The following is a 24847-nucleotide window of genomic DNA, read 5'->3' as shown; positions in this document are numbered from 1 at the left end:
GATCCGGTTCGCACCGGACCCGGCCGCACGTCCACTACCGGTGCGGATCAGAGCTCGGCGAGGCTGCCCTCGTACATGGTGTCGATCTCCTTGGCGAAGTTGCTCTCCACCCCGCGCCGCTTGATCTTCAACGACGGGGTGATCTCCCCGTCCTCGATGGTGAGGTCCCGGGGGAGGATGGTGACCTTCTTGATGGTCTCCCACCGGTTGAGCTTGGTGTTGAGCTCCGCGACGTACTCCTCGACCATCGCCTTCGCCTGCGGCGAGGTGACGATCTCGGCGTACGGGCGGCCCTCCAGCGGGCCACCGGCAGCCCACCCGGCGATCGCGTCCGGGTCCAGGCTGACCAGCATCGTGCAGTAGTTGCGGGCCTGCCCGATCACCACGGCCTGCGAGGTGTAGGGGCAGACCGCCTTGAACAACCCCTCGATGTGCGACGGGGCGACGTACTTCCCGCCGGAGGTCTTGACCAGGTCCTTCTTCCGGTCGGTGATCCGCAGGTAGCCGTCGGGGTCGAGGCTGCCGATGTCCCCGGTACGGAAGAACCCGTCCTCGGTGAAGGAGGCGGCGGTCTCCTCGGGAAGGTTGTGGTAGCCCCGCATCACCGGTCGGCCCCGCAGCAGCACCTCGCCGTCGGCGTCGATGCGGCACTCCAGGTCGCCCATCGCCGGACCGACGGTGCCGATGCGCTGCTGACCGGGACGGTTGACGAAGTTGCCGGCGCTGGTCTCGGTGAGCCCGTACCCCTCGGAGATGGGCAGGTTGGCGGCGGCGAAGAAGGTGGCGATCTCCGGGCTGAGCGGCGCCGCGCCGGAGACCAGGACCCGGATCCGTCCGCCGAGGCGGGCCTGGAGCTTGCTGAACACCAGCTTCTCGGCGACGGCGTACTTCAGTCGCAGACCGGTGGGCATCGGCTTGCCGGCCTGCTCCAGGGCGACCTTCTCCTTGCCGACCGCCACTCCCCAGGCGAAGATCTTGGCCTTGGCCCCACCGGCGCCCTGGGCGGTGGTGACGGCCTTGTTGTAGACCTTCTCGAAGACCCGGGGGGCACCGCACATCAGCGTCGGACGGATCACGCCGAGCAGGTCGACGAGCTTCTCGACCCGCCCGTCGACGTAGGTGGGCACCCCGACGTGGATCCCCCCGCAGAGCAGGGTCTTGCCGAACGAGTGGGACAGCGGCAGCCACAGGTAGTGCAGGTCGTCGGCGACGAGCAGGCCGGTGTCGGCCTGGACGACCGCCTCCCAGCACCAGCCGCCGTGCAGCAGCTCGACGCCCTTGGGGCGGCCCGTGGTGCCCGAGGTGTAGATCAGGGTGGCCAGGTGCTCGGGGCCGATCCCGGCGATGATCCGGTCCACCAGGTCCGGGTCTGCGGCGAGCGCCCGGGTGCCCTGCTCCTCCAGGTCGGCGAGGGTGAGCTGCGGTACCGTCGCCGCCGGGTCGGGGGTCCCGTCGAAGAGCACCACGTGGGTCAGGGCCGGCAGGTCCCGTCCGGCGATCTTCGCCGCCTGGTCCGGGTTCTCGGCGAACACGATCGAGGAGGCGGAGTCGGCGACGATGAACGTCGCGTCGTCGGGCTCGGTGGTCGGGTAGACGGTGGTGGTGGCCGCCCCGGCGCACATGATGCCGAGGTCGGCGAGGACCCACTCCAGGCGGGTGCCGGCCAGGATGGCCACCGGCTGTTCGGTGCCGACGCCGAGGCCGTGCAGGCCGGCGGCGATCGCCTTGGCCCGCCGAGCCACCTCGTTCCAGGTCAACCAGACCGGCCCCGACCCGTCGGCTGCCGGGTGGGCGTAGGCGTGGCGTTCACCGGTCGCGGCCACGCGCTTGAGGAACATATCGGGAATGGAACGGTACGGTACATCGAGAGTCATCGCTTCGGCCGCCTTCGGGGGTGGAGGCGTGACGGGGGTCACGTCATGTGCGGTGACCGAAAGGGTATTGCGTGACCACGGAATCAGCCAGTCCTGAGCAGGTTCAGGCCGGTCCCGGCAGGGGCCTGCACGACCGTCGGCGGCGGCTCCCGTCAGAATCCCAGGGACGCGGTACGCAGTCGCCCGGCCGCCTCCGGGTCACCGTCGACCTCCACCCGGGACACCCGTTGACGGCCGGAGAAGAAGATCACCAGTTCGCCCGGCGTACCCACCACCTCCACCGGCTCCCCACCGCCCCCGGCCTCGACCTTTCCGTGCCCCGGGGCACGGATGGTCAGCGCGGCGGGGAAGTTTCGCAGTGCGAGCCGGGCCATCGGGGACACCCGCCGCCAGAGCGCCCCCTCCAGACCGGTCGGGAGGTCACGCGGCTCCCACCGCGGCCCGCCCCGGCGGACGTCCTCGTGGTGGATGAAGAACTCCATCGTGTTCGTCACCTCGTCGACCAACGGGTTGCTGACCGGGCTCCACACCGGCGGGCGACGCACCTGGTCGACCAGGGCGGCCCAGTCACCGGCGGCGATCCGTCGGCGCACCCGTTCGCCGTACCCCCGCAGCGGCGGCAGCAGGATCCCGGCCGCCGCGTCCGGACGGCGCTCCCGGACCACCAGGTGCGCGGCGAGGTCCCGGGTCACCCATCCCTCGTTGACCGTCGGCGCGTCGGGACCGACCTCGATCATCAGCTGGGCGAGTGCGGCGCGTTCCGTACGGGCATACCGGGGCATGCCTCGATCGTAGGCCCCCGGACGGTCCACGGCGCGCCGACGAGGCATCGGGCCACCCCCGTCCGGTGGACGGCGCCGGACGCGGTGGCCGCCCGGGTGCACCTGGCGGTGGGCGTCGTCGGGGACGTGGTCGCGGGGGATCGACGGCGCGGCGGGTCGACACGGTCCCCGGCACCCCACCCGGTGGCCGTCCGGGGTGACGGCGGACATATCCCGGGCGGTCGGCGCGGCCGCGCCGCAGCGGTAAGGATGAGGGAAGTACGGGGAACTCACGACGGGGGCGGACGTGGCGAGTAGGACGAGTCGGGACGTACTCCTGCGCGGGCTGAGGGTGCTCGGCCTGGCCATCCGGGAGCAGCCTCGGATCTTCGCGGTGGCGGTCGCCGGCAGCGTGCTGTTCGGGGCCATGGTGATCGCCAGCGCGTTCGTGGTCGGGGCGGTGGTCGGTGACGTGGTGGTCCCCGCGGTCGCCGAGGGATCGGTCGGGGTCGGGGTCCTGGCACTGGCGGCGGCGGCCCTGTTCGGGCTGAGCGTGCTGCGGGTGGTGGGGATCTTCGGTCGCCGACTCGGTGCCGGGTTCATGCAGTTCCGGCTCCAGGCCGCGTACCGCCGCCGGGTGACCCGGCGCTACCTCGACCTGCCGTTGTCCTGGCACCACCGCAACTCCACCGGAACGCTGCTGTCGAACGCCAACTCCGATGTGGAGGCGGCCTGGTACCCGATCGCACCCCTGCCCTTCGCCGTCGGCACGCTGGTGATGCTCGTCGGCGCGATCGTCTCGCTCTTCGTCACCGACTGGGCGCTGGCCCTGGTCGGGTTGGCGGTCTTCCCGGCCCTGTTCACCCTCAACGTGGTCTACTCCCGCCGGATGGCCCCCCGACAGCAGCGGGCCCAACGGCTGCGGGCCGAGGTCTCCGGCATCGCCCACGAGAGCTTCGACGGCGCCCTGGTGGTCAAGACGATGGGCCGGGAGGCGCAGGAGACCGACAGGTTCGCCGCCCGTGCCGGTGAACTCCGCGACGCCCTGATCTCGGTAGGCCGACTGCGCGGGTTCTTCGACCCGATGTTGGAGGCGCTGCCCAGCCTCGGCACCCTGGCCGTGCTGGTGGTCGGCACCGTCCGGCTGCGCCAGGACGCGATCTCCGTGGCCGAACTGGTCAGCGTGGCGTTCCTGTTCACGGTGCTGGCCTTCCCGGTGCGGGCCGTCGGCTGGGTGCTGGCCGAGCTGCCGCGCAGCGTCGCCGGGTGGGACCGGGTCCGTCGGGTCCTCGACGCCACCGGCGGGATGCCCTACGGCGACCGGACCCTGGACCCCCCGGCGGGCACCGCACCCCCGCCGGTCACCCTCACCTTCACCGACGTGCACTTCGGGTACGAGCCGGCCGAGGCGCACCGCCCCGGCGTCCAGGTGCTCGGCGAGGTCGGGTTCACGGTGCCGGCCGGGCGGACCGTGGCCCTGGTCGGGCCGACCGGTTCGGGCAAGTCCACGATCACCTCGCTGGCGGTCCGGCTGGTCGACCCCGATCAGGGGACCGTCGCCCTGGACGGGGTGGACGTCCGGGGGCTGACCTCGGAGTCGCTGGCCCGGACCGTCGCGCTGGTGGCGCAGGTGCCCTTCGTCTTCGACGACACCGTCCGGGCCAACGTCGCCCTGGACCGGCCCGGGATCACCGACGACGAGGTCTGGGCGGCGCTGCGGCTGGCCGAGGCGGACGGGTTCGTCGCGGCCCTGCCCGACGGGCTGGACACCATGGTCGGGGAGCGGGGCACGTCGCTCTCCGGTGGGCAGCGGCAGCGGTTGACCCTGGCCCGGGCGCTGGCCGGCCGTCCCCGCCTGCTGGTCCTCGACGACGCGACGAGCGCCGTCGACCCCCGGGTCGAGGCGGCCATCCTGGCCGGGCTGCGCGCCGGCGGTCCCCGGTCCCCGGCCACCTCGATCCTGGTGGTGGCGTACCGGCGGGCCACCATCGCCCTCGCCGACGAGGTGATCTACATCGAACAGGGTCGGGTCGTTGCCCGAGGCACCCACTCCGAGCTGCTGGCCACCGTCGGCGGGTACGCCGACCTGGTCACCGCGTACGAGCAGGCCGAGGCGGAGGGTGCCCCGGCCGAGGGGGACCCCCCGACACCCCGGCCGTACGACCCGGTGGCCCCGTTGAGCACCGGACTGGAAGTGGAGGTGGACCGGTGAGCGCGACGACGACCACCCCGGGTCGGGAGGTCCCGCCGGAGACCGAGTCGACCTGGCGGACCCTGCGCCGGGGGCTGGCCCTCTCCCCGGAGCTGCGGGTCGGGTTGGCCGCGACGCTGGCCCTGGCGTTGGTCTACATGGTCGGCCGGGTGGCCGTCCCGATCGCCGTCCAGCAGGGCATCGACAGGGGGCTGGCCGCCCCCGGCGGCCCGGACCTGAACGTGGTGGCCACCATCGTGCTGCTCACCGCCGCCGTGCTGGTGGTGACCACCGCCTGCGGGTACCTGATGATGCGTCGGCTCTTCGTGGTCAGCGAGACGGCGCTGGCCAACGTCCGGACCAGGGCGTTCCGGCACGTCCACGACCTGTCCATGCTGCACCAGCAGTCCGAGCGGCGCGGATCCCTGGTCAGCCGGGTCACCAGCGACGTCGACCAGATCACCCAGTTCCTCCAGTGGGGCGGGGTGATCCTGATCGTCAACCTCGGTCAGCTGGTGGTCACCACGGCGGTGATGCTGGCGTACTCCTGGCAGTTGACCCTCGTGGTGTTCGCCGCCTTCGGGCCGGCGGTGCTGATAATCCGGGTCCTCCAGCAGCGCCTCGGCGCCGCGTACGGGGTGGTCCGGCAGCGGATGGGCAACCTGCTGGCCGCGATCGGCGAGAGCGTGGTCGGCGCGGCGGTGATCCGGGCGTACGGCATCTCGGGGCGGACCGCCGGTCGGCTCGACGAGGCCATCGACGGCCAGCGTCGCGCCCAGCAGAAGGCCATCCGGATCAGCGTCCTGGGCAGCTCGGTCGGGGAACTGGCGGCCGGGTTGGCCCTGGCGTCGGTGGTGGTCCTCGGGGTGACCCTGGGGGCGGGCGGCGACCTGTCGGTGGGGCAGATCACCGCGTTCCTGTTCCTGGTGACGCTCTTCATCCAGCCGGTGCAGATCGCCACCGAGGTGCTCAACGAGGCACAGAACGCGATCGCCGGGTGGCGGCGGGTGTTGGACGTGCTGGACGTCACCCCGGACGTGGCGGACCCGGGGGAGCAGGGTCGGGACCTGCCGTCCGGTCCGCTCGACGTCCGGTTCGCCGGGGTCTCGTTCGCCTATCCGGGTGGGGCGCCGGTGTTGCACGACGTGGAGGTGGAGATCGCGGCGAAGAGCCGGGTGGCGGTGGTCGGGGAGACCGGCAGCGGCAAGACGACCTTCGCCAAACTGCTCACCCGGCTGATGGATCCGACCGCCGGGGAGGTGCTGCTGTCCGGGGTGCCGCTGCGACAGGTGCGGTTCCCCTCGCTGCGGTCGCGGGTGGTGATGGTCCCGCAGGACGGCTTCCTGTTCGACGCGACCGTGGGGGAGAACATCCGGTTCGCCCGACCGGACCTGACCGACGAGCAGATCACCGCCGCCTGTTCGGAGTTGGGGTTGGCGGACTGGCTCGACGGGCTCCCGGCGGGGCTGGACACCCCGGTCGGCGAGCGGGGGGAGGCGTTGAGCGTGGGGGAGCGGCAGCTGGTCGCGCTGGCCCGCGCGTACGTCGCCGACCCGGATCTGCTGGTGCTCGACGAGGCGACGAGTGCGGTGGATCCGGCCACCGAGGTCCGTCTGCAACGGACCCTGGACGCGGTGACCCGGGGGCGGACGACGTTGGCGATCGCGCACCGGCTCTCCACCGCGCAGGCGGCCGACGAGGTGATCGTGGTGGACCGGGGGCGGATCGTGCAGCGCGGCCCGCACGACGAGTTGGTGGCCGAGTCGGGTTCGGTCTACGCCCAGCTCTTCGCCTCCTGGTTGGAGCAGACCCGGTGACCGGGTCGTCGGGTGGGGCGCGGTCGGGGCTGCAGCGCGGCCCCGGCGTCGTCGTCCACCGGCTCGTCGGTCGAGGGCAGGAGTCCGGGGCGGACGGAACGTGGACGTGGACGGGGTCGGTGCCCTAGGGTGCGAGTTAGGTAAGCCTAACCTGATTCGGAGGTGCGCGTGCGCCCCAACCCCGCCGAAGTCGTCCGTACGTTGATGGCCGGTCGGCTCCCCGGCCTCGCCCACGTCGCGCACCGCCCCGGTCCGCACCCCGTCCGGCACGTCACCGACCCCGAGGGACGGATGCTGCTGCTGGTGCCGGTGGCCGGCGACCTGGCCGTCGCGCTGGAACCCGGCCCGGCCGGCGACGTCGCTGTCGTCCTGGACGTCCTCGACCTGCCGCCGACCGCCGGGGCCCCCACCCTCGGCCGGGCCTGGGTCTCCGGCTGGGCCACCCGCCTCGACGGCGACGACCGGCTGCTCGCCGCCCTCGACTTCGCAGACACCCTGCCGACCGGGGACCTGCTCGACCTCGGCACCGCGTTCCAGCTCCACCGCTTCGAGGTGGCCGAGGCCCGACTCGAACGCGGCGGCACCGTCCTGCGCATCGACCCCCAGGAGTACGCCGAGGCCGAGCCCGATCCGGTCCACCAGGTCGAGGAGCAGGTCCTCGCCGACCTGGCCGGCCACCACGCCGGGGAGGTCACCGAGTACGTCCGCCGACTGCTCGACCCGAAGCCGCTGACCGGACCGGTCCGGCCGCTGCGGATCGACAGGTACGGCCTGGTCGTCGCGTACGGCCCGCTCGGCGGACGGCACCGGGTCCGGCTCACCTTCCCGCACCCCGTCGGCCACCCCGACGACCTCGCCCGCGCCCTGCACCCGGTGCTCTGCCGGGCCCGGGCCGCCGTCCGGACCCCCGACTGACAGGGTGGACCGGGGCGGGTCCGGGCCGGGTGGCCGGGGGTCGGGGCCGGTGCGGGACAATCTGTCACTGTGCCCGCACCTGACGCGCCGGCCACCGGCGCCCACCCCAGCCCCACCGGTCCGACACCGGGCGAGGCGGCCCACCCGTCCCGCCTCGACCCGGCCGTCGCGGCCCGCCTCAAGCGCGACTCGGACGGCCTGGTCGCCGCCGTGGTCCGGCAGTACGACACCGGCGAGGTGCTGATGGTCGGCTGGATGGACGACGAGGCCCTGCACCGCACCCTGACCACCGGCCGGGCCACCTACTGGTCGCGCAGCCGCCGGGAGTACTGGGTCAAGGGCGACACCTCCGGGCACCACCAGTACGTCCACTCGGTGGCCCTGGACTGCGACGGCGACGCGCTGCTGGTCAGCGTGGACCAGGTCGGGGTGGCCTGTCACACCGGCGAGCGGACCTGCTTCCACACCGACCTGCCGGTCACCGGGAACCCGCAGCGGGAGGCCGGCTCATGACCGACGGCACCGTCAGCCCAGACCTGGACGCCTTCGTCGACCTGGCCGCGCGGTGGCGGGTCGTCCCGGTGGTCCGTCGGCTGCTCGCCGACGCCGAGACCCCCGTCGGCGTCTACCGCAAACTCGCCGGTGGGCCGGGGACCTTCCTGCTGGAGTCCGCCGAGCAGGGCACCGGGACGGCGGGGCTGTCCTGGTCCCGGTACTCCTTCATCGGGGTCCGCAGCAGCGCCACCCTCACCGAACGCGACGGCCGGGCGGCCTGGACCGGTCAGCCCCCCGCCGGGCTGCCCACCGACGGCGACCCGGTGGCGGTGCTCCGGGCCACCGTCGACGCGCTGGCCGGACCCCCACCGGACCCGGACAGCGGGTTGCCGCCACTGACCGGCGGCATGGTCGGCTACCTGGCGTACGACTTCGTCAGGCGCTTCGAGCGGCTGCCCGCCCAGAACCCGGACGACCTGGGCGTACCGGAGATCGGCCTGATGCTCGCCACCGACCTGGTGGTGCTCGACCACTACGAGGGGTCGGCGATCCTGGTCGCCAACGCGGTCCTGCCGCCGCTGGACGCCCCGGGGCGCGCGGCCGAGGTGACCGCCGCGTACCACCACGCGGTGGGGCGGCTGGACGCGATGACCACGGCGCTGTCCCGCCCCATCCCGCCGATGATCTCGACGGTCGAACGTCCACCGGCGGGCGAGGTCGTCGGCCGGACCCCGCAGGGCGGGTACCCGAAGGCGGTGGAGGTCGCCAAGGAGGCGATCCGGGCCGGGGAGTGCTTCCAGATCGTGCTCTCCCAACGGTTCGAACGGGCCACCCACGCCGACCCCCTCGACGTCTACCGGGTGCTGCGCACCACGAACCCCAGCCCGTACATGTACCTGCTGCGGTTCGACGGTTTCGACGTGGTCGGCTCCTCACCCGAGGCGCACCTGAAGGTCAGCGTCGGCGCGGACGGGCGACGGCGGGCGCTGCTGCACCCCATCGCCGGTACCCGTCCCCGGGGCGACACCCCGGCGGCCGACGCCCGGCTCGCCGCCGAACTGCTCGGCGACCCCAAGGAACGCGCCGAGCACGTCATGCTCGTCGACCTGGGCCGCAACGACCTCGGACGGGTCTGTGAACCCGGCACCGTCGAGGTACCCGAGTTCGCCACCATCGAGCGGTACAGCCACGTCATGCACATCGTCTCGACAGTGGTCGGCACGCTCCGCCCGGACCGGAGCGCCTTCGACGCGCTGGCCGCCACCTACCCGGCGGGCACCCTCTCCGGGGCACCGAAGGTCCGCGCCATGGAGATCATCGAAGAGCTGGAACCGGTCCGACGGGGCCTCTACGGCGGGACCGTCGGCTACTTCGGGTTCGGTGGCGACATGGACATGGCGATCGCGATCCGCACCGCCCTGATCCGACACGGTCGGGCGTACGTGCAGGCCGGAGCGGGGGTGGTGGCCGACTCCGATCCGGCCGCCGAGGAGCAGGAGACCCGGAACAAGGCCGCCGCGGTGCTCGCCGCGATCGCCGCCGCCGAGACCCTGCGGCCGGCCCGGTGACCGGCCCCGACCCCACCCCGGACGAGGTGGCGGTGAACCGGCCCGCCCCGGACCCGACACCGTCGACCGGGGCGCAGGCCCCGCCGGGTCGACGCGAGCTGACGTACGCGGTGCTGCTCTGCCTGGCCGGCGCGGGCCTGGCCTTCTGGGCGGCGACCCGGACCTGGTCGGTGGAGGTCACCGCCCGGCCGGTGCCGCTGCCCCCGCTACGCGAGGTCCGGACCGGGGTGGGGCTGGTGCCCTGGGTGCCGGCCCTGGCCCTGGTGGCGCTCGCCGGGGGCGGCGCGATCCTGGCCACCAGGGGCCGGGTCCGCCGGGCGCTGGGCGGGCTGCTCTCCGGTACGGGCGTGGCGGTGGCGGTCGGCGGCGGCTACGGCCTGGTCGCGGGCTTCGGCGGTGAACCGAACCGGCAGTGGCCCGCCCTCTGCCTGGTCGGCGGGGTGCTCGTCGCCGCCGGTGGCCTGTTCACCCTGGCCCGGGGAGCCCGCTGGCCGGCGATGGGCGCCCGGTACGAACGCCGGGCGCACCCGTCCGCGCCACCGCCCCCGGCACCGGAGCAGGCCGGTCCGATGACCGGGCGGCGCACCGTCGAGGCGTGGGACGCGCTGGACCGGGGCGAGGACCCGACGGACCGCTGACCCTCCACGGCGTCGACGCGGGTGTGGACCGGGGTCAGCCGACCGGGTGGTGGCCCCGGCGCTGGGCCCGGGCGGCGACCAGGTCGGCGACCAGCCGGTCCAGTTCGGCGCGCTGGTCGGCGCGGGCCCGGTCGGCGCAGACCGCCGCCCAGGCGTTGCCCCGGGCGGTCCGTACCCGCCCCTCACCGACCACTGCCCGTTCCAGCGTGTGCACCACACCCACGGCGAGCGACGCGACGGTCCGGGAGACGGTGGTCAGCGGCTTTTCGGCGGTCATCTCACACCCCGTACGAGGATCGTTTCGGCGGTGGGCAGGCACGCTACGAGTCTGCCCGGACCCGATGCTGCCGGGCGTACGTTTCACAGCGGTGACCGGCGGATCAACTGTCCTTCGCCGGCCCCGCTCCGACCAGGGGCACCCGGCCTTGATCTTCGTCACACCATCGACGACTCTGCTTCGCGCTGCGGGGTCGGCCGTCGTTGGCGATGATGGTCGGAGGTGATGGGTGGCGGTTGCGTGGCGGTCACACCGGTTGCCGGAGGGCGCTCCCGACCCTGCTCGGGCGTGACGATCGTCGATGGAGGTGGTGGCGCTGTGTGACACCACGTTCACCGGAGGTCGGTCATTATGCCCCAGCCCGTCTCGTGAGTAGCGCCATACCCCCGGCACGTGTCGCCAGGTGGCGCCGCCTAGCATCGGCCCATGACGCCCGGAGAGGGAGGTCCGTTGGTGACTGCTGACCATGCACACGCGGAGGGGGACGGAGCCGCTTCGGCTACCGCGAGCGTGCTCGACGAGATCCTGGCCGGTGTCCGGGAGGACGTGGATCGTCGGCAGGAGCAGGTTCCGCTGGAGCGGATCCGTGAACTGGCCGCCGCCGCACCGCCGCCGCTGGACGCCTACGCGGCGCTGCGTCAGCCCGGGGTGGCGGTGATCGCCGAGGTCAAGCGCTCCTCGCCGTCGAAGGGGCGGCTCGCGGAGATCGCCGACCCGGCCGACCTGGCTGGCCAGTACGCCTCCGGCGGCGCGCGGGTGATCAGCGTGCTGACCGAGGGCCGGTGGTTCGGCGGCTCCCTGGACGACCTGGCCGCAGTGCGGGCCGCCGTCCGGGTGCCGGTGCTGCGCAAGGACTTCGTGGTCTCCAGCTACCAGATCCACGAGGCCCGTGCCCACGGCGCCGACATGGTCCTGCTCATCGTCGCCGCCCTGGAGCAGAACGTCCTCGTCGGGCTCCTGGAGCGGATCGAGTCCCTGGGGATGACGGCGCTGGTCGAGGTGCACACCGAGGAGGAGGCCGACCGGGCCCTGGAGGCGGGTGCACAGGTCATCGGGGTGAACGCCCGGGATCTGCGTACGCTTCAGGTAGACCGGTCCGTCTTCGAGCGGATCGCTCCCGGCCTGCCGAGCAGCGTCGTCAAGATCGCCGAGTCGGGGGTCCGGGGTCCACACGACCTCATCCGGTACGCCTCGGCCGGTGCCGACGCGGTCCTGGTAGGCGAGGGACTGGTCACCCAGAAGAGCCCACGCGAGGCGGTGGCCGAACTGGTCAACGCCGGCAACCACCCGGCCACGCCCCGGCCGGTGCGCTGACGCCGACCGGGTCCGGCCGCACCGGACCCGGTCGACGCACCACGGAGAGGATCACCCGATGAACGCCGACGCCTCGGCGCAGCCGAGCCCCGACTCCGGCTCCCCGCAACCCGACGCCGCCGGTCACTTCGGCCGCTTCGGCGGGCGGTTCGTGCCGGAGGCGCTGGTCGCGGCGCTCGACGAACTGGGCGAGGCGCACCGGACGGCGATGGCCGACGAGGCGTTCCAGGAGGAGTTCACCGGGCTGCTGCGCGACTACGCCGGCACCCCCTCGCTGCTCTACACCGCCGAGCGGTTCTCCGCCGAGGCGGGGGCGAAGGTGCTGCTCAAGCGGGAGGACCTCAACCACACCGGGGCGCACAAGGTGCGTAACGTCCTCGGCCAGGCGCTGCTCACCCGGCGGATGGGCAAGCGACGGGTGATCGCCGAGACCGGGGCGGGGCAGCACGGGGTGGCCACCGCCACCGCCGCCGCCCTGTTCGACCTCGAGTGCGTGGTCTACATGGGCGAGGTGGACACCGAGCGGCAGGCGCTCAACGTGGCCCGGATGCGGATGCTCGGCGCCACCGTCGTGCCGGTCACCACCGGTTCGCGGACCCTCAAGGACGCGATGAACGAGGCGATGCGGGACTGGGTCGCCCACGTCGACGACACGCACTACCTCATCGGTACGGCCGCCGGACCGCACCCGTTCCCCACGCTGGTCCGCGACTTCGTCCGGGGCATCGGCGACGAGGCCCGCCGTCAGTGCCTCGACCTGACCGGCGGCCTGCCGGACGCGGTGACGGCCTGCGTCGGCGGCGGGTCCAACGCACTCGGCATCTTCCACGCCTTCGTCGGCGACCCCGCCGTGCGGCTCTACGGCTTCGAGGCCGGCGGCGACGGGGTCGACACCGACCGGCACGCGGCGAGCATCACCGGCGGCAGTTCCGGGGTGCTGCACGGCTCCCGGACCTACGTCCTGCAGGACGCCGACGGGCAGACGGTCGAGTCGCACTCCATCTCCGCCGGGCTGGACTACCCGGGGGTCGGGCCGGAGCACGCCTGGCTGCACGACACCGGACGGGCGACGTACCTGCCGGTGACCGACAGGGAGGCGATGGCCGCGTTCGAACTGCTCTGCCGGACCGAGGGGATCATCCCCGCGATCGAGAGCGCGCACGCCCTGGCCGGGACCCTCAAGATCGCCCCGAAGCTCGCCGCCGACCTGGGCCGGGAGCCGACGGTGGTGGTCAACCTCTCCGGCCGGGGTGACAAGGACGTCCACACCGCCGGCGAGTACTTCGGCATTCTCGACGGTGAGGTGGCGGCGTGAGCCGGATCGGGGTGGCGTTCGACAAGGCCCGGGCCGACGGACGGGCCGTCCTGATCGGCTGCATGCCGGCCGGGTTCCCCACCGTCGAGGGCAGCATCGCGGCGATGACCGCGATGGTCGAGGCCGGTGTCGACGTGATCGAGGTGGAGATCCCGTACTCCGACCCGGTGATGGACGGACCGGTGATCCAGAAGGCCAGCGACATCGCCCTCGCCGGTGGCGTCCGCGTCCGGGACACCCTGCGCATCGTCGAGGCGGTGGCGGCCACCGGAGCGCCGGTGGTCACCATGACCTACTGGAACCCCGTCGAGCAGTACGGGGTGGACGCCTTCGCCCGTGACCTCGCCGCCGCCGGTGGCACCGGGCTGATCACGCCCGACCTGATCCCGGAGGAGGCCGCCGAGTGGCTGGCCGCCTCGGACGCCCACCATCTCGACCGGACCTTCCTGGTCTCGCCGTCCTCCACCGACGCCCGGCTGGCGATGACGGTCGGGCACTGCCGGGGCTTCGTCTACGCCACCGCGCTGATGGGGGTCACCGGGGCCCGCGAGCAGACCTCGTCGTCGGCGCCGACCCTGGTCTCCCGGGTCCGCGCGGTGACCGACCTGCCGGTCGGGGTGGGGCTGGGCGTGGGCACCGGGGCGCAGGCCGCGGCGGTGGCCGGGTACGCCGACGGTGTCATCGTCGGCAGCGCCCTGATCCGGTGTGTCCTCGATGCCCCTGACCAGGATGCCGGACTGGCCGCGTTGCGCGCCCTCAGCGCCGATCTGGCCGAGGGAGTCCGTAACCCGCAGTCCTGACGGACCGGGGTGCCACCGGGGTGCCGGGCGGCGGTAGCGTGTGCATCCGTGACCGTCGTCTCGCTGAGTCCCCAAGCGGCCCTACCCAGCCCCAGCACAGCCGTCTGGCAGTTGGGTCCGCTGCCGATCCGGGCGTACGCGCTGTGCATCATCATCGGCATCGTCGTGGCCTGCTGGGTCACCGAGCGGCGGCTGCGCCGCCAGGGTGTGGCCCCCGGCGCGGTGCTCGACATCGCCGTGTACGCGGTGCCCGCCGGGATCATCGGCGCCCGGATCTACCACGTGATCACCTCTCCGGAGAAGTACTTCGGCACCGGTGGTGACCCGCTGAAGGCGTTCGCCATCTGGGAGGGCGGCCTGGGCATCTGGGGCGCCGTGGCCGGCGGCGCGGTGGGTGCCTGGTTCGCCGCCAGGCAGCTCGGTATCCCGTTGACGGTGGTGGCCGACGCGGTGGCCCCGGCCCTGCCCCTGGCGCAGGCCGTCGGCCGGATCGGCAACTGGTTCAACAACGAGCTGTACGGCGGTCGTACCACTCTGCCCTGGGGGCTGGAGATCCACCGGATGGACCCGAACGATCCGGGCCGGGCACTCCGCGACGACCAGGGGCAGCCGATCCTCGAACCGGGGCTCTACCACCCGACCTTCGCGTACGAGGCGTTGTGGAACGTCGGCGTCGCCGCGATGGTGTTCCTTCTGGACCGGAAGCTGGGACTGGGCCGTGGTCGGGCGTTCGCCCTCTACGTGATGGGGTACACGGTCGGCCGGTTCTGGATCGAGATGATGCGGACCGACGAGGCCAACACCATCCTCGGCGCCCGGCTCAACGTGTGGACCGCCGCGCTGGTGTTCCTCGGGGCGTTGATCTACTTCCTGCGGGTGCGGGGTCCCCGGGAGTACCTGATGCCGGTCGGGGCGGGCACCCCGAAGTCGAACCCCTCCGGCGGTGACGTCTCCCAGGTCGACCTCTCCGCGAAGGAGGCGGCCGGGTCCGACGCCCCGCAGGGGTACCGGGTGGTCTCCGAGGAGGAGTTCCGCGCGTACCAGGAGACCGGCGGGGCGGATCCGACAGCCGGGACCGGGGACGGGGCGACGACTCCGTCGGACGGGCGGCCCACAGCGGAGAGCGCCGATCCCGACGACCGCGCCGCCGGTCGCGCCGAACGCGACAGCTGAGAGGCGGGGCGGCGGCGATGCGTACCGCGGTGGTGGTCGGTGCCGGATTCGGTGGCCTGTCGGTGGCGGGGGCGCTGGCCGGTGCCGGGTGGCAGGTCACCGTCCTGGAGCGGGCCGACCGGTTCCGCCCGGAGCCCACGGCGGTGGTCCTCTGGCCCAACGGGGTACGCGCGCTGCGGGCGTTGGGTCTCGACGCCGCCCTGACGGCGATCTCGACCCCGTTGGCCGACGGTGGGGTCCGTCGCCCCGACGGGCAGTGGCTGGTGCAGCCGCGACCTGCCGCACGGGAGCGGACGCCGGTGATCGTGCACCGGGAGGACCTGCACGACGCGTTGGTCGCCGGGCTCGGCGACCGGGTGGAACTGCGGACCGGGGTGACCGTCCGGGCGGTCCGGGTGCAGCCGGGGGAGCGCCCGGTGGTGGAGGACGGCCGGAACACCCTCACCGCCGACCTGGTGGTCGCCGCCGACGGTACGGAGAGCGTCCTGCGGCGGCAGCTCGCCCCCGCCGTGAGCGTGACCAGTTCGGGGTGCGCCACCTGGGCGGCGGTGATCCCGTGGTACCGGGCGCCGCAGGTGGCCGTCGACAGCCCGATCGGCGGGGAGGTCCTCGGCGCCGGTTACCGGTTCGTGGTGGCCTCGTTGGGTGAGTACGGCTCGACCCGGCGGGGTGGCATCTACTGGGCGGCCACCGCCGCCGGGGCGTCCCGTCCGGAGCCACCCGAGACCCAGCTGACCCTGCTGCGCCGGTGGTACGCGGGCTGGCCGGCCCCGATCGACGACCTGCTCGACGCCACCGACCCGGCGGCTCTGGTGCAGCACGAGATCCGGGAACTGCGTCCCCAGCCCCGGACGTACTCGTTCCCCTCCGGTCCCGGAGGGGTGGTGCTGCTCGGTGACGCCGCCCACGCCATGCCGCCGCACCTGGGTCAGGGGGCGTGTCTCGCGTTCGAGGACGCGGCGACGTTGCAGAGCCTGGTCCGGGAGATGAGCCTGCCCGACGCGCTCACCGCGTACGACCGGAGTCGTCGGCCCCGCGCGGCGACAGTGGTGCGGCAGACCCGACGGATGTCGGCGGTGCTGCGGACCCGGGGTCGGTTGGCGTTGCGGGCCCGCGACGCCGCCCTGGGTGCCATCACTCCCCGGCTCTGGGGTTCCGCCGCCGAGACCGCGGCCCGGTGGCACCCGCCGAACCAGGGTTAGGGGACCGGCGGGGCGGGTTCGGCGAGGCAGGCGGTGCCGACCTGCCGGAATCCGACGCGTCGGTAGACCCGGGCGACCTCCTCGCTGCCGGCGGAGAGGAGGATCACCTCGGTGCCGCCGTCGCGCAGCGCCCGGGCCAGGGCCGCGGTGACCGCCGCGCCCAGGCCCTGCCGTCGGGCCACCGGCAGGGTGGAGACCCCGGCGATCTCGGCGACCGACCCGACCCGGATGGCCATGCCGCTGGCGAGGGCACCCGCCGTGGGCGTCTCGGCCAGCACGCAGATCCGGCGGCCGTCGGTGATCCGGGCCGCCTCCTCCTCCAGGGCGGCGACGTCCAACTCGGTGACGGCGGCGTCGCGGGTCTGCGGCCCGGCCTCCCCCGGGGCGGTACCCGCCGCCGAGAAACCCACCGCCGCCACGGCACGCCGGGCGGCGACGTCCCCCACGAAGTCCGGCGTGTCAGGTGTGACCAACCGCACGGGTACGTCGCTGAACGTGGCCGGATCGGGTCGGATGTCCGGGTCCAGCACCATCAGCGGTGCCGGCCGGACCCGGAGCCCAGCCGCCCGGGCCACCGTCTGCAGCTCCGGATTCTGCTCGTGCACCCACTCGAAAGCCTCGGGGAGCCCCAGTGACCGTTGTCGGTGACGTACCGTGGTGATGTCGTCCGCCGACACCGGTGCGGTGGTGGCGGGCGCGGGACGGGCGTAGAACGGCCACCCGGGGTCCTCCCGGACGAAGAGGACCAGACCACCGTGCTCCTCGGCTCGGGCGACGTCGCGGGGGACCGCGTCGTAGAACGTCTCGATTCGGGCGATCAGGGCTGCCGGTGCAGGATCCACGGCGCGAGACTACCGTCTCACCTGTTGGAAGTGTGATCAATCTGCACTGGTCTTGCGCGACAGGCCCTAACGTAGACTCAATAGACCCTCCAGGGCCGACGTCGTCCCGACCGTGATCCAACCTGAGTGACGACAGGAGACCCGGTGGCTTTCCCGTACCCGCTCCCCCAGCAGCCCGCCCCCGCCTCGGCCGGCCTCTACGACCCGGCCCAGGAGCACGACGCGTGTGGCGTGGCCTTCGTGGCGGACCTGCACGGCCGGCGTTCCCACCAGGTCGTCGCGGGCGGTCTCGGGGCGCTCTGTCGCCTCGACCACCGGGGTGCCCGAGGCGCCGAGCCGAACACCGGCGACGGCGCCGGAATCATGATCCAGGTGCCGGACGCCTTCCTCCGCGAGGTGGTGGACTTCCCCCTCCCCCCTGCCGGGGAGTACGTCACGGGGCTGGTCTTCCTCCCCGACGACGACGCCGCGGAGGCCCAGGCCCGGCGGGTCGTCGACAAGTACGCCCTGGTCGAGGGGGCCGACCTGCTCGGTTGGCGGGACGTGCCGACCGAGTCCGGCGGCCTCGGCGAGACCGCCCTGGCCGCGATGCCCCGGGTCCGGCAGGTCTTCCTCGCCGCCCACCGGCTCACCGACACCCCGGACGGACCGGCCGGTTCCCCGCTGACCGGGATCGACCTGGACCGGGTCGCGTTCTGCCTGCGCAAGCGGGTCGAGCGGGAGACCGCGGAGCGGGGGGTGCCGGCGTACTTCCCGTCGCTGTCCGGTCGGACCATGGTCTACAAGGGCATGCTCACCCCCGACCAGCTGCCGGAGTTCTTCCCCGACCTGACCGACGAGCGGGTGGCCAGCGCCATCGCCCTGGTCCACTCCCGGTTCTCCACCAACACCTTCCCCTCCTGGCCGTTGGCCCACCCGTACCGGTTCATCGCCCACAACGGCGAGATCAACACCATCCGGGGCAACCGGAACTGGATGCAGGCCCGCGAGGCCCTGCTGCGCACCCCGTCGATCCCCGGCAACATCCGCCGCCTCTTCCCGATCTGCACCCCCGCCGCCAGCGACTCGGCCAACTTCGACGAGGTCCTGGAGCTGCTGCACCTGGCCGGGCGGAGCCTGCCGCACGCGGTGTTGATGATGATCCCGGAGGCCTGGGAGAACGACCCGGCCATGCGGCCGGACAAGCGGGCCTTCTACCGCTTCCACGCCAGCATGATGGAGCCCTGGGACGGCCCCGCCTCGGTCGCCTTCACCGACGGTGAGATCGTCGGCGCGGTGCTGGACCGCAACGGCCTGCGGCCGGGCCGCTGGTGGCGGACCGCCGACGGGCTCGTGGTGCTCGGCAGCGAGGCGGGCGTGCTCGACCTCGACCCGGCCACCGTGGTCGCCAAGGGGCGGTTGCAGCCCGGCCGGATGTTCCTGGTCGACACGGTCAACGGCCGGATCGTCTCCGACTCCGAGATCAAGGCCGAGCTGGCCGCCGAGCAGCCGTACGCCGACTGGCTGCACGCCGGGCTGATCGAGCTGGACGACCTGCCCGCGCGGGAGCACACCGTCTACACCCACGACTCGGTCCGCCGCCGTCAGCAGACGTTCGGCTACACCGACGAGGAGCTGAAGATCCTCCTCGCCCCGATGGCCCGGACCGGGGCCGAGCCGATCGGCTCGATGGGCACCGACACCCCGATCGCCGCCCTGTCCACCCGGCCCCGGCTGCTCTACGACTACTTCCACCAGCTCTTCGCCCAGGTGACCAACCCCCCGCTGGACGCCATCCGGGAGGAGCTGGTCACCAGCCTGGCCTCGACCATCGGCCCGGAGGGCAACCTGCTCGACCCGGGGCCGGCGAGCTGCCGACAGATCGTCCTGCCGCACCCGGTGATCGACAACGACGAGCTGGCGAAGATCCTCTCCATCGACGACGACGGTGACCTGCCCGGGTTCAAGGCGGTACGGGTCTCCGGGCTCTACCGGGTCCGCGACGGCGGGGCCGGCATCCGGGCCCGGCTGACCGAGATCTGTCGGCACGTCTCCGAGGCGATCGAGGACGGCGTCCGCATCCTGGTCCTCTCCGACCGGGACTCCAACTCCCGACTCGCCCCCATCCCGTCGCTGCTGCTCACCGCCGCCGTGCACCAGCACCTGGTCCGCGAGCAGACCCGGACCCAGGTGGCGCTCATCGTCGAGTCCGGCGACTGCCGCGAGGTGCACCACGCGGCAGTGCTCATCGGCTACGGTGCCGCCGCGGTCAACCCGTACCTGGCCTTCGAGTCGGTGGAGGACATGATCTCCACGGGTGGGCTGCCCGGGGTGGAACCGGCCGGTGCCGTGCGCAACTACGTCAAGGCGCTCGGCAAGGGCGTCCTGAAGATCATGTCGAAGATGGGCATCTCCACCGTCTCGTCGTACTGCGGGGCGCAGGTCTTCGAGGCCGTCGGCCTGGACAACAGGCTCGTCGACAGGTACTTCCGGGGCACCCCCAGCACCATCGGCGGAATCGGCCTGGCCGAGATCCACGCCGAGGTCGCCGCCCGCCACTCCCGTGCCTGGCCGGTTCCCGGCACCGAGGCCCCGACCCGCCTGGAGGTGGGCGGGGAGTACCAGTGGCGGCGCGACGGCGAGGTGCACCTGTTCAACCCGGAGACGGTCTTCCTGCTCCAGCACGCCACCCGCAGCCGCCAGTACGACATCTTCCGCCAGTACACCGCCAAGGTCGACGAGTTGGCCGCCCGGGCCGGGTCGCTCCGGGGGCTGTTCGGCGTCCGTACCGACGTCCGTCCGCCGGTGCCGATCGAGGAGGTCGAACCGGTCAGCGAGATCGTCAAGCGGTTCGCCACCGGTGCCATGTCGTACGGATCCATCTCGGCCGAGGCGCACGAGACCCTCGCCATCGCGATGAACCGCCTCGGCGGCAAGTCCAACACCGGGGAGGGCGGCGAGGACGTCGAGCGGCTGCACGACCCGCAGCGCCGCAGCGCGGTCAAGCAGATCGCCAGCGGCCGGTTCGGGGTGACCAGCGAATACCTGGTCAACGCCGAGGACCTCCAGATCAAGATGGCGCAGGGGGCCAAGCCCGGCGAGGGCGGGCAGCTGCCCGGCAACAAGGTCTGGCCGTGGATCGCCCGGACCCGGCACGCCACCCCCGGCGTCGGCCTGATCTCCCCACCCCCGCACCACGACATCTACTCCATCGAGGACCTCGCCCAGCTCGTCCACGACCTCAAGTGCGTCAACCCGGCCGCCCGGGTGCACGTCAAGCTGGTCAGCGAGGTCGGCGTGGGCACCGTCGCGGCCGGGGTGGCCAAGCTCAAGGCCGACGTCATCCTGATCTCCGGCCACGACGGCGGCACCGGGGCGTCCCCGCTGAACTCGCTCAAGCACGCCGGCACCCCCTGGGAGCTGGGGCTGGCCGAGGCCCAGCAGACCCTCCTGCTGAACAAGCTGCGCGACCGGGTCACCGTCCAGGTCGACGGCCAGCTCAAGACCGGTCGGGACGTGGTGATCGCGGCACTGCTGGGCGCTGAGGAGTTCGGCTTCGCCACCGCCCCGCTGATCGTCGCCGGCTGCGTGATGATGCGCGTGTGCCACCTGGACACCTGCCCGGTCGGCATCGCCACCCAGAACCCGGTCCTGCGTGAGCGCTTCACCGGCACGCCCGAGTTCGTGGAGAACTTCTTCCTCTTCCTCGCCGAGGAGGTCCGCGGCTACCTGGCCGAGCTGGGCCTGCGCAGCATCGACGAGGCGATCGGGCGAACCGAACTGCTCGACGTCACCCCGGCCGTCCACCACTGGAAGGCCAAGGGCCTCGACCTGGCCCGGGTGTTGCACCTGCCGGAGCTGCCCGAGGGCGCCTCCCGGCGGGGGATCCGTGCCCAGGACCACGGCCTGGAACTGGCCCTGGACAACGAGTTGATCGCCCTGGCCCAGCCCGCCCTGACCGACCGGGAGCCGGTCCGGGTCGAGGTGGCGGTCCGCAACGAGCACCGCAGCGTCGGTGCCATGCTCGGCGGCGAGGTGACCCGCCGCTTCGGCGGTGCCGGCCTGCCCGCCGACACCATCGAGTTCGTCCTGCGGGGCACCGCCGGACAGTCGTTCGGCGCGTTCCTGCCCGCCGGGGTCACCCTGCGGCTGCACGGCGACGCCAACGACTACGTCGGCAAGGGGCTCTCCGGCGGCCGGCTGGTCGTCCGTCCCGACGCCGCCGCCCCGTTCACCGCCGGGGACGCCCCGGTGGGGGAGCGCGCCGAGGACCAGATCGTCGCCGGCAACACCATCCTGTACGGGGCCACCGCCGGGGAGTTGTTCCTGCGGGGCCGGGTCGGTGAGCGGTTCGCGGTCCGTAACTCGGGGGCGATGACCGTCGTCGAGGGCGTCGGTGACCACGGCTGCGAGTACATGACCGGCGGGACCGTGGTGGTGCTCGGCCCGACCGGGCGCAACTTCGCCGCCGGCATGTCCGGAGGGACCGCGTTCGTGTGGCGGTTGAACGAGCGTCGGGTCAACACCGAACTGGTCGACCTGGCACCGTTGCGCGACGACGAACGCGTCCACCTGCACGAGCTGGTACAGAAGCACTTCGCCGAGACCGACTCGGCGGTCGCCGAGGAGCTGCTCAAGCGGTGGCCCGAGGCGGTCGAGGAGTTCACGGCTGTGGTCCCCCGGGACTACCGCCGGGTGATGGAGATCATGCGGGCCGCCGAAGCCGCCGGCCAGAACGTCGACGACGCGGTGATGGACGCCCTCACGGCACCGGTCGCGTCGGCAACCCAGACCGCCGCGGCCGCACCGGCTGCGCCGGTGCCGTCCGACGTGCGGACGGTGGCCCAGGAGGTGGCTCGTGCCTGACCCGAACGGTTTCCTGCGCTACGACCGGCGGCTGCCCGACCGCCGACCGGTGCCGGTGCGGATCAGTGACTGGCGTGAGGTGTATCCGCCGGCCGGCGAGGAGCTGATCCGGGAGCAGGCCACCCGGTGCATGGACTGCGGCATCCCGTTCTGCCACGACGGCTGCCCGCTGGGCAACCGCATCCCGGACTGGAACGACCTGGTCCGGACCGGTTCCTGGGAATCGGCGGTGGAGACGCTGCACGCCACCAACAACTTCCCGGAGTTCACCGGTCGGCTCTGCCCGGCCCCCTGCGAGGCGGCCTGCGTGCTCGGCCTGGGCGGTCAGCAGCCCGTCACCATCAAGCAGGTCGAGGTGGAGATCGCCAACGCGGCGGTGGACCGGGATCTGCTGACGCCCCGACCGGCACCGGCCCCGACCGGGCGTCGGGTCGCCGTGGTCGGCTCCGGCCCGGCCGGTCTCGCCGCCGCCCAGCAACTGGCCCGTGCCGGTCACGCCGTCACCGTGTTCGAACGCGACGAGGCGATCGGCGGTCTGCTCCGCTTCGGCATCCCCGACTTCAAACTGGAGAAGGAGCACATCGACCGGCGGCTGGCCCAGATGTCCGCCGAGGGGGTGCAGTTCCGTACCGGTGTCGAGGTGGGTGTGGACGTGACCGCCCGGCAGCTCCGCGCGGAGTACGACGCGGTGCTGCTGGCCTGCGGCGCGCTCGCCGGCCGGGACACCCCGGCGACCCCCGGACGGGCGCTGCGCGGGGTGCACCAGGCGATGGCGCACCTGGTCGCGGCGAACAAGGCGGTGGCCGCCGCCGACGAAGGTCAGGCCCCCACCGCCGTGCTGACCGACGGCACCCCGATCGACGCCGCCGGTAAGCACGTGGTCATCATCGGCGGCGGTGACACCGGTGCCGACTGCCTCGGCGTCGCCCACCGGCAGGGCGCAGCCGGGGTGCACCAGCTCGACCTCTACCCCGAGCCGCCGCACGGGCGGGACGCGGCCCGCGACCCGTGGCCGACCTGGCCGTGGGTGCTGCGCAGCTACCCGGCCCACGAGGAGGGCGGCGAGCGGGTCTTCGCCGCCGCGGTGCAGGAGTTCGTCGACGACGGCACCGGCCAGGTACGGGCGGTCCGGATCGCCGAGGTCACCGTGGAGAAGCGCGAGGGCCAGCGGATCGTCACGCCGGTGCCCGGCTCGGAACGGGAACTGCCGGCGGACCTGGTGCTGTTGGCGATCGGCTTCGAGGGCACCGAGCAGCAGCCCCTGCTGGAGCAGTTCGGGGTCACCCGCAACGCCCGGGGTGCCGTCGACGCCCGCCCGGACTGGCAGACCGGGGTCGACGGCGTCTTCGTCGCCGGTGACATGCACCGGGGTGCCTCCCTGATCGTCTGGGCCATCGCCGAGGGACGGGCGGCAGCCGCCGCCATCCACACCCACCTGGGTGGGCACGGCCGCCTCCCGGCCCTGGTCGACCCGGCGAGCCAGCCCCTCGCCGCCCGCTGACCCGGACCTCGCGAATCGGGGGGTCTCGGGCAGGTTCCTGGGTCGGTAGGCGTCGGGCTGGCGGTGATGGGCCGCCGCCCCGGCGCCCGCCCCGATGCGGTCGGCCTGGGGCCAGCCTGCCTTGAGGCGGCGGTCCTAGGCCGGGGGCGGCCTCGGGCCGGCAGACACGACCGGGCAGTGCCGACCACGACCGGCAGCTACGGGTCGACTTCCCGCAGGAGCGCAACGCCAGGGCGCTTCCTGTCCTCGCCCTCGCTCACCCCATCAGCGGGAAGGAACATCCGTCCGAGACTGTGGAACTGCCCCGTTCGTGGGACCGCTGAGGGACTGAGGGAGCTACCCGGTTCATGGACCTCTCGGGGTCTGGGGAGTTATCCCGTTCGTGGGACCGGTCGAGGACCGGTGGGCGTGCCCCGTTCGTGGGGGCAGCTCCACAGCGGGCGCGAGCAATGACCTTCGGTCCGTTGCGATCGGCGGCGGCAGGGGGTCGAGGATGCTGCCATCAGGTGCGCTACCTGCCGATTCGCCGCCAGTCGATGCACCGCCTCCGTAGCTCGGGTACGCCCGCCTGCCGGGTCGGTGGACCGGGGTGGCGAGCGACACCGCAGGGCCAGACGGTCGGGTCGGGGTCTAGGTCGGGGGTGTGGTCGGGGTGGGCGGTAGGGGCAGGGGGAGGCCGGGCAGACCGTCGAGGCTGGTCGCGACGTGGTCCTTGCCGGTGAAGTAGGCGCTCAGCGACTCGTCGTCCTCCCGGGCGAAGCGTCGCCCGTGCAGGTCGCGGTCCGACTCGTAGTGCATCAGGGGTACGGCGTACCCGCAGGTGTCGCGGATGAGGGTGGCCCGGACGACGATGACGGCGCGGAGCCCGTGCCGGCTCGGGTCGAGGTTCGGGAAGTGGGCGAGCAGGGCGGTCCAGCGGGGATCGTCGCGGAACACCGGTTCGCCTCGGCCGTGGATCCTCACGATGTTCGGCGGGCCGTCGAAGGCGCACCACATCAGCGTGATGCGGGAGTTCTCCCGCAGGTGGGCGATGGTCTCCGCGTTGCTGCCCGCGAAGTCGAGGTACGCCACGGTGTGCTCGTCGAGGACGGCGAACGACCCGGTGAGCCCCTTGGGGGAGAGGTTGACAGTGCCGTCAGCGGCCAGGGGAGCGGTGGCCGTGAAGAACAGTGGTTGGGCTTCGATGAACGACCGGAGTCGGCCGGTGATGCTCTCGTAGGTCTTCCCCACGGCACCTCCCGAGGTCGAGCGGGCAGGACACCCATCGTCGCACTCAGCTGTTCCATCTATGGAGATGTTTCGATAGCATTACCGCCTGG

The 24847-nt window shown here is 73.0% G+C and carries 18 protein-coding genes; 13 read left to right on the top strand and 5 right to left on the bottom strand.

Features of this window, described 5'->3' with window-relative positions:
- Nucleotides 1–47 precede the first annotated feature (47 nt).
- Nucleotides 48–1874, bottom strand: a complete 1827-nt coding sequence (locus WHN02_RS24250) for an AMP-dependent synthetase/ligase (protein WP_434740980.1) — start codon at nucleotides 1872–1874, stop codon at nucleotides 48–50.
- Between the two features lie 152 nt (nucleotides 1875–2026).
- Nucleotides 2027–2656: a TIGR03085 family metal-binding protein gene (locus WHN02_RS24245; protein WP_434740979.1), complete on the bottom strand. Its 630-nt coding sequence runs from the start codon at nucleotides 2654–2656 to the stop codon at nucleotides 2027–2029.
- Between the two features lie 286 nt (nucleotides 2657–2942).
- Between WHN02_RS24245 and WHN02_RS24240 the strand changes: the two genes are divergently transcribed.
- The 6 genes from WHN02_RS24240 to WHN02_RS24215 all read left to right on the top strand — a co-directional run bounded on the left by WHN02_RS24240 (nucleotide 2943) and on the right by WHN02_RS24215 (nucleotide 10259).
- Nucleotides 2943–4847 (top strand): ABC transporter ATP-binding protein, encoded by a 1905-nt coding sequence (locus WHN02_RS24240; protein WP_434740978.1) that lies wholly within the window; start codon nucleotides 2943–2945, stop codon nucleotides 4845–4847.
- Nucleotides 4844–6643 (top strand): ABC transporter ATP-binding protein, encoded by a 1800-nt coding sequence (locus WHN02_RS24235; RefSeq protein ID WP_434740977.1) that lies wholly within the window; start codon nucleotides 4844–4846, stop codon nucleotides 6641–6643. Before WHN02_RS24240 ends, WHN02_RS24235 begins: the two co-directional genes overlap by 4 nt.
- Nucleotides 6644–6811: 168 nt before the next feature.
- A complete protein-coding gene (locus WHN02_RS24230) occupies nucleotides 6812–7558 on the top strand; it encodes a DUF2470 domain-containing protein (protein ID WP_434740976.1) in 747 nt (248 codons plus the stop codon).
- 69 nt (nucleotides 7559–7627) lie between these two features.
- The gene (gene hisI, locus WHN02_RS24225) at nucleotides 7628–8071 is read left to right on the top strand and encodes a phosphoribosyl-AMP cyclohydrolase (RefSeq protein WP_434740975.1); all 444 of its coding nucleotides are present in this window, start codon (nucleotides 7628–7630) and stop codon (nucleotides 8069–8071) included.
- Entirely contained in the window at nucleotides 8068–9621 is a 1554-nt protein-coding gene (locus tag WHN02_RS24220) for an anthranilate synthase component I (RefSeq protein WP_434740974.1), read from the top strand. The genes hisI and WHN02_RS24220 overlap by 4 nt, the downstream gene beginning before the upstream one ends.
- Before the next feature lie 32 nt (nucleotides 9622–9653).
- Entirely contained in the window at nucleotides 9654–10259 is a 606-nt protein-coding gene (locus tag WHN02_RS24215) for a Trp biosynthesis-associated membrane protein (protein ID WP_434744051.1), read from the top strand.
- 34 nt (nucleotides 10260–10293) lie between these two features.
- Here the strand turns inward: WHN02_RS24215 and WHN02_RS24210 are convergent, their stop codons facing one another.
- Nucleotides 10294–10536 (bottom strand): hypothetical protein, encoded by a 243-nt coding sequence (locus WHN02_RS24210; RefSeq protein ID WP_434740973.1) that lies wholly within the window; start codon nucleotides 10534–10536, stop codon nucleotides 10294–10296.
- 510 nt (nucleotides 10537–11046) lie between these two features.
- On the opposite strand from WHN02_RS24210, the gene trpC reads away from it, so the two are divergent.
- From trpC to WHN02_RS24185, 5 genes are read left to right on the top strand one after another with little or no spacing between them, the layout of a single operon-like run.
- A complete protein-coding gene (trpC, locus tag WHN02_RS24205) occupies nucleotides 11047–11850 on the top strand; it encodes an indole-3-glycerol phosphate synthase TrpC (RefSeq protein WP_434744050.1) in 804 nt (267 codons plus the stop codon).
- 58 nt (nucleotides 11851–11908) lie between these two features.
- Nucleotides 11909–13165: a tryptophan synthase subunit beta gene (trpB, locus tag WHN02_RS24200; RefSeq protein WP_434740972.1), complete on the top strand. Its 1257-nt coding sequence runs from the start codon at nucleotides 11909–11911 to the stop codon at nucleotides 13163–13165.
- Nucleotides 13162–13965 carry a tryptophan synthase subunit alpha gene (gene trpA / locus WHN02_RS24195; protein WP_434740971.1) on the top strand — a complete coding sequence of 268 codons (804 nt, stop codon included), beginning with the start codon at nucleotides 13162–13164 and terminating at the stop codon, nucleotides 13963–13965. The genes trpB and trpA overlap by 4 nt, the downstream gene beginning before the upstream one ends.
- Nucleotides 13966–14013: 48 nt before the next feature.
- On the top strand, nucleotides 14014–15138 hold the full coding sequence (gene lgt / locus WHN02_RS24190) for a prolipoprotein diacylglyceryl transferase (protein WP_434740970.1): 1125 nt from the start codon (nucleotides 14014–14016) through the stop codon (nucleotides 15136–15138).
- 17 nt (nucleotides 15139–15155) lie between these two features.
- Nucleotides 15156–16340, top strand: a complete 1185-nt coding sequence (locus tag WHN02_RS24185) for an FAD-dependent oxidoreductase (RefSeq protein WP_434740969.1) — start codon at nucleotides 15156–15158, stop codon at nucleotides 16338–16340.
- Here WHN02_RS24185 and WHN02_RS24180 read toward each other — a convergent pair.
- On the bottom strand, nucleotides 16337–17182 hold the full coding sequence (locus WHN02_RS24180) for a GNAT family N-acetyltransferase (RefSeq protein ID WP_434740968.1): 846 nt from the start codon (nucleotides 17180–17182) through the stop codon (nucleotides 16337–16339). The genes WHN02_RS24185 and WHN02_RS24180 overlap by 4 nt on opposite strands.
- A 144-nt stretch (nucleotides 17183–17326) precedes the next feature.
- Here WHN02_RS24180 and gltB point away from each other — a divergent pair, with 144 nt between their 5' ends.
- The gene (gene gltB / locus WHN02_RS24175; RefSeq protein WP_434740967.1) at nucleotides 17327–22027 is read left to right on the top strand and encodes a glutamate synthase large subunit; all 4701 of its coding nucleotides are present in this window, start codon (nucleotides 17327–17329) and stop codon (nucleotides 22025–22027) included.
- A complete protein-coding gene (locus WHN02_RS24170) occupies nucleotides 22020–23528 on the top strand; it encodes a glutamate synthase subunit beta (protein ID WP_434740966.1) in 1509 nt (502 codons plus the stop codon). Before gltB ends, WHN02_RS24170 begins: the two co-directional genes overlap by 8 nt.
- Before the next feature lie 630 nt (nucleotides 23529–24158).
- On the opposite strand, the gene WHN02_RS24165 is transcribed toward WHN02_RS24170, so the two are convergent.
- Complete coding sequence (locus tag WHN02_RS24165) at nucleotides 24159–24758, bottom strand: pyridoxamine 5'-phosphate oxidase family protein (RefSeq protein WP_434740965.1); 600 nt, start codon at nucleotides 24756–24758, stop codon at nucleotides 24159–24161.
- Nucleotides 24759–24847: the final 89 nt, after the last annotated feature.

The organism is Micromonospora sp. SH-82 (assembly GCF_051132485.1).
Lineage (GTDB): Bacteria > Actinomycetota > Actinomycetes > Mycobacteriales > Micromonosporaceae > Micromonospora.
Note: the sequence above shows the minus strand (reverse complement) of the source record. Positions and strands in the feature narration are given on the sequence as shown.

Coding starts and splice junctions, on each gene's coding strand:
- WHN02_RS24185 (WP_434740969.1), top strand. CDS start 15,156: ATGCGTACCGCGGTGGTGGTCGGTGCCGGATTCGGTGGCCTGTCGGTG.
- trpB (WP_434740972.1), top strand. CDS start 11,909: ATGAACGCCGACGCCTCGGCGCAGCCGAGCCCCGACTCCGGCTCCCCG.
- WHN02_RS24210 (WP_434740973.1), bottom strand. CDS start 10,536: ATGACCGCCGAAAAGCCGCTGACCACCGTCTCCCGGACCGTCGCGTCG.
- WHN02_RS24250 (WP_434740980.1), bottom strand. CDS start 1,874: ATGACTCTCGATGTACCGTACCGTTCCATTCCCGATATGTTCCTCAAG.
- WHN02_RS24220 (WP_434740974.1), top strand. CDS start 8,068: ATGACCGACGGCACCGTCAGCCCAGACCTGGACGCCTTCGTCGACCTG.
- WHN02_RS24245 (WP_434740979.1), bottom strand. CDS start 2,656: ATGCCCCGGTATGCCCGTACGGAACGCGCCGCACTCGCCCAGCTGATG.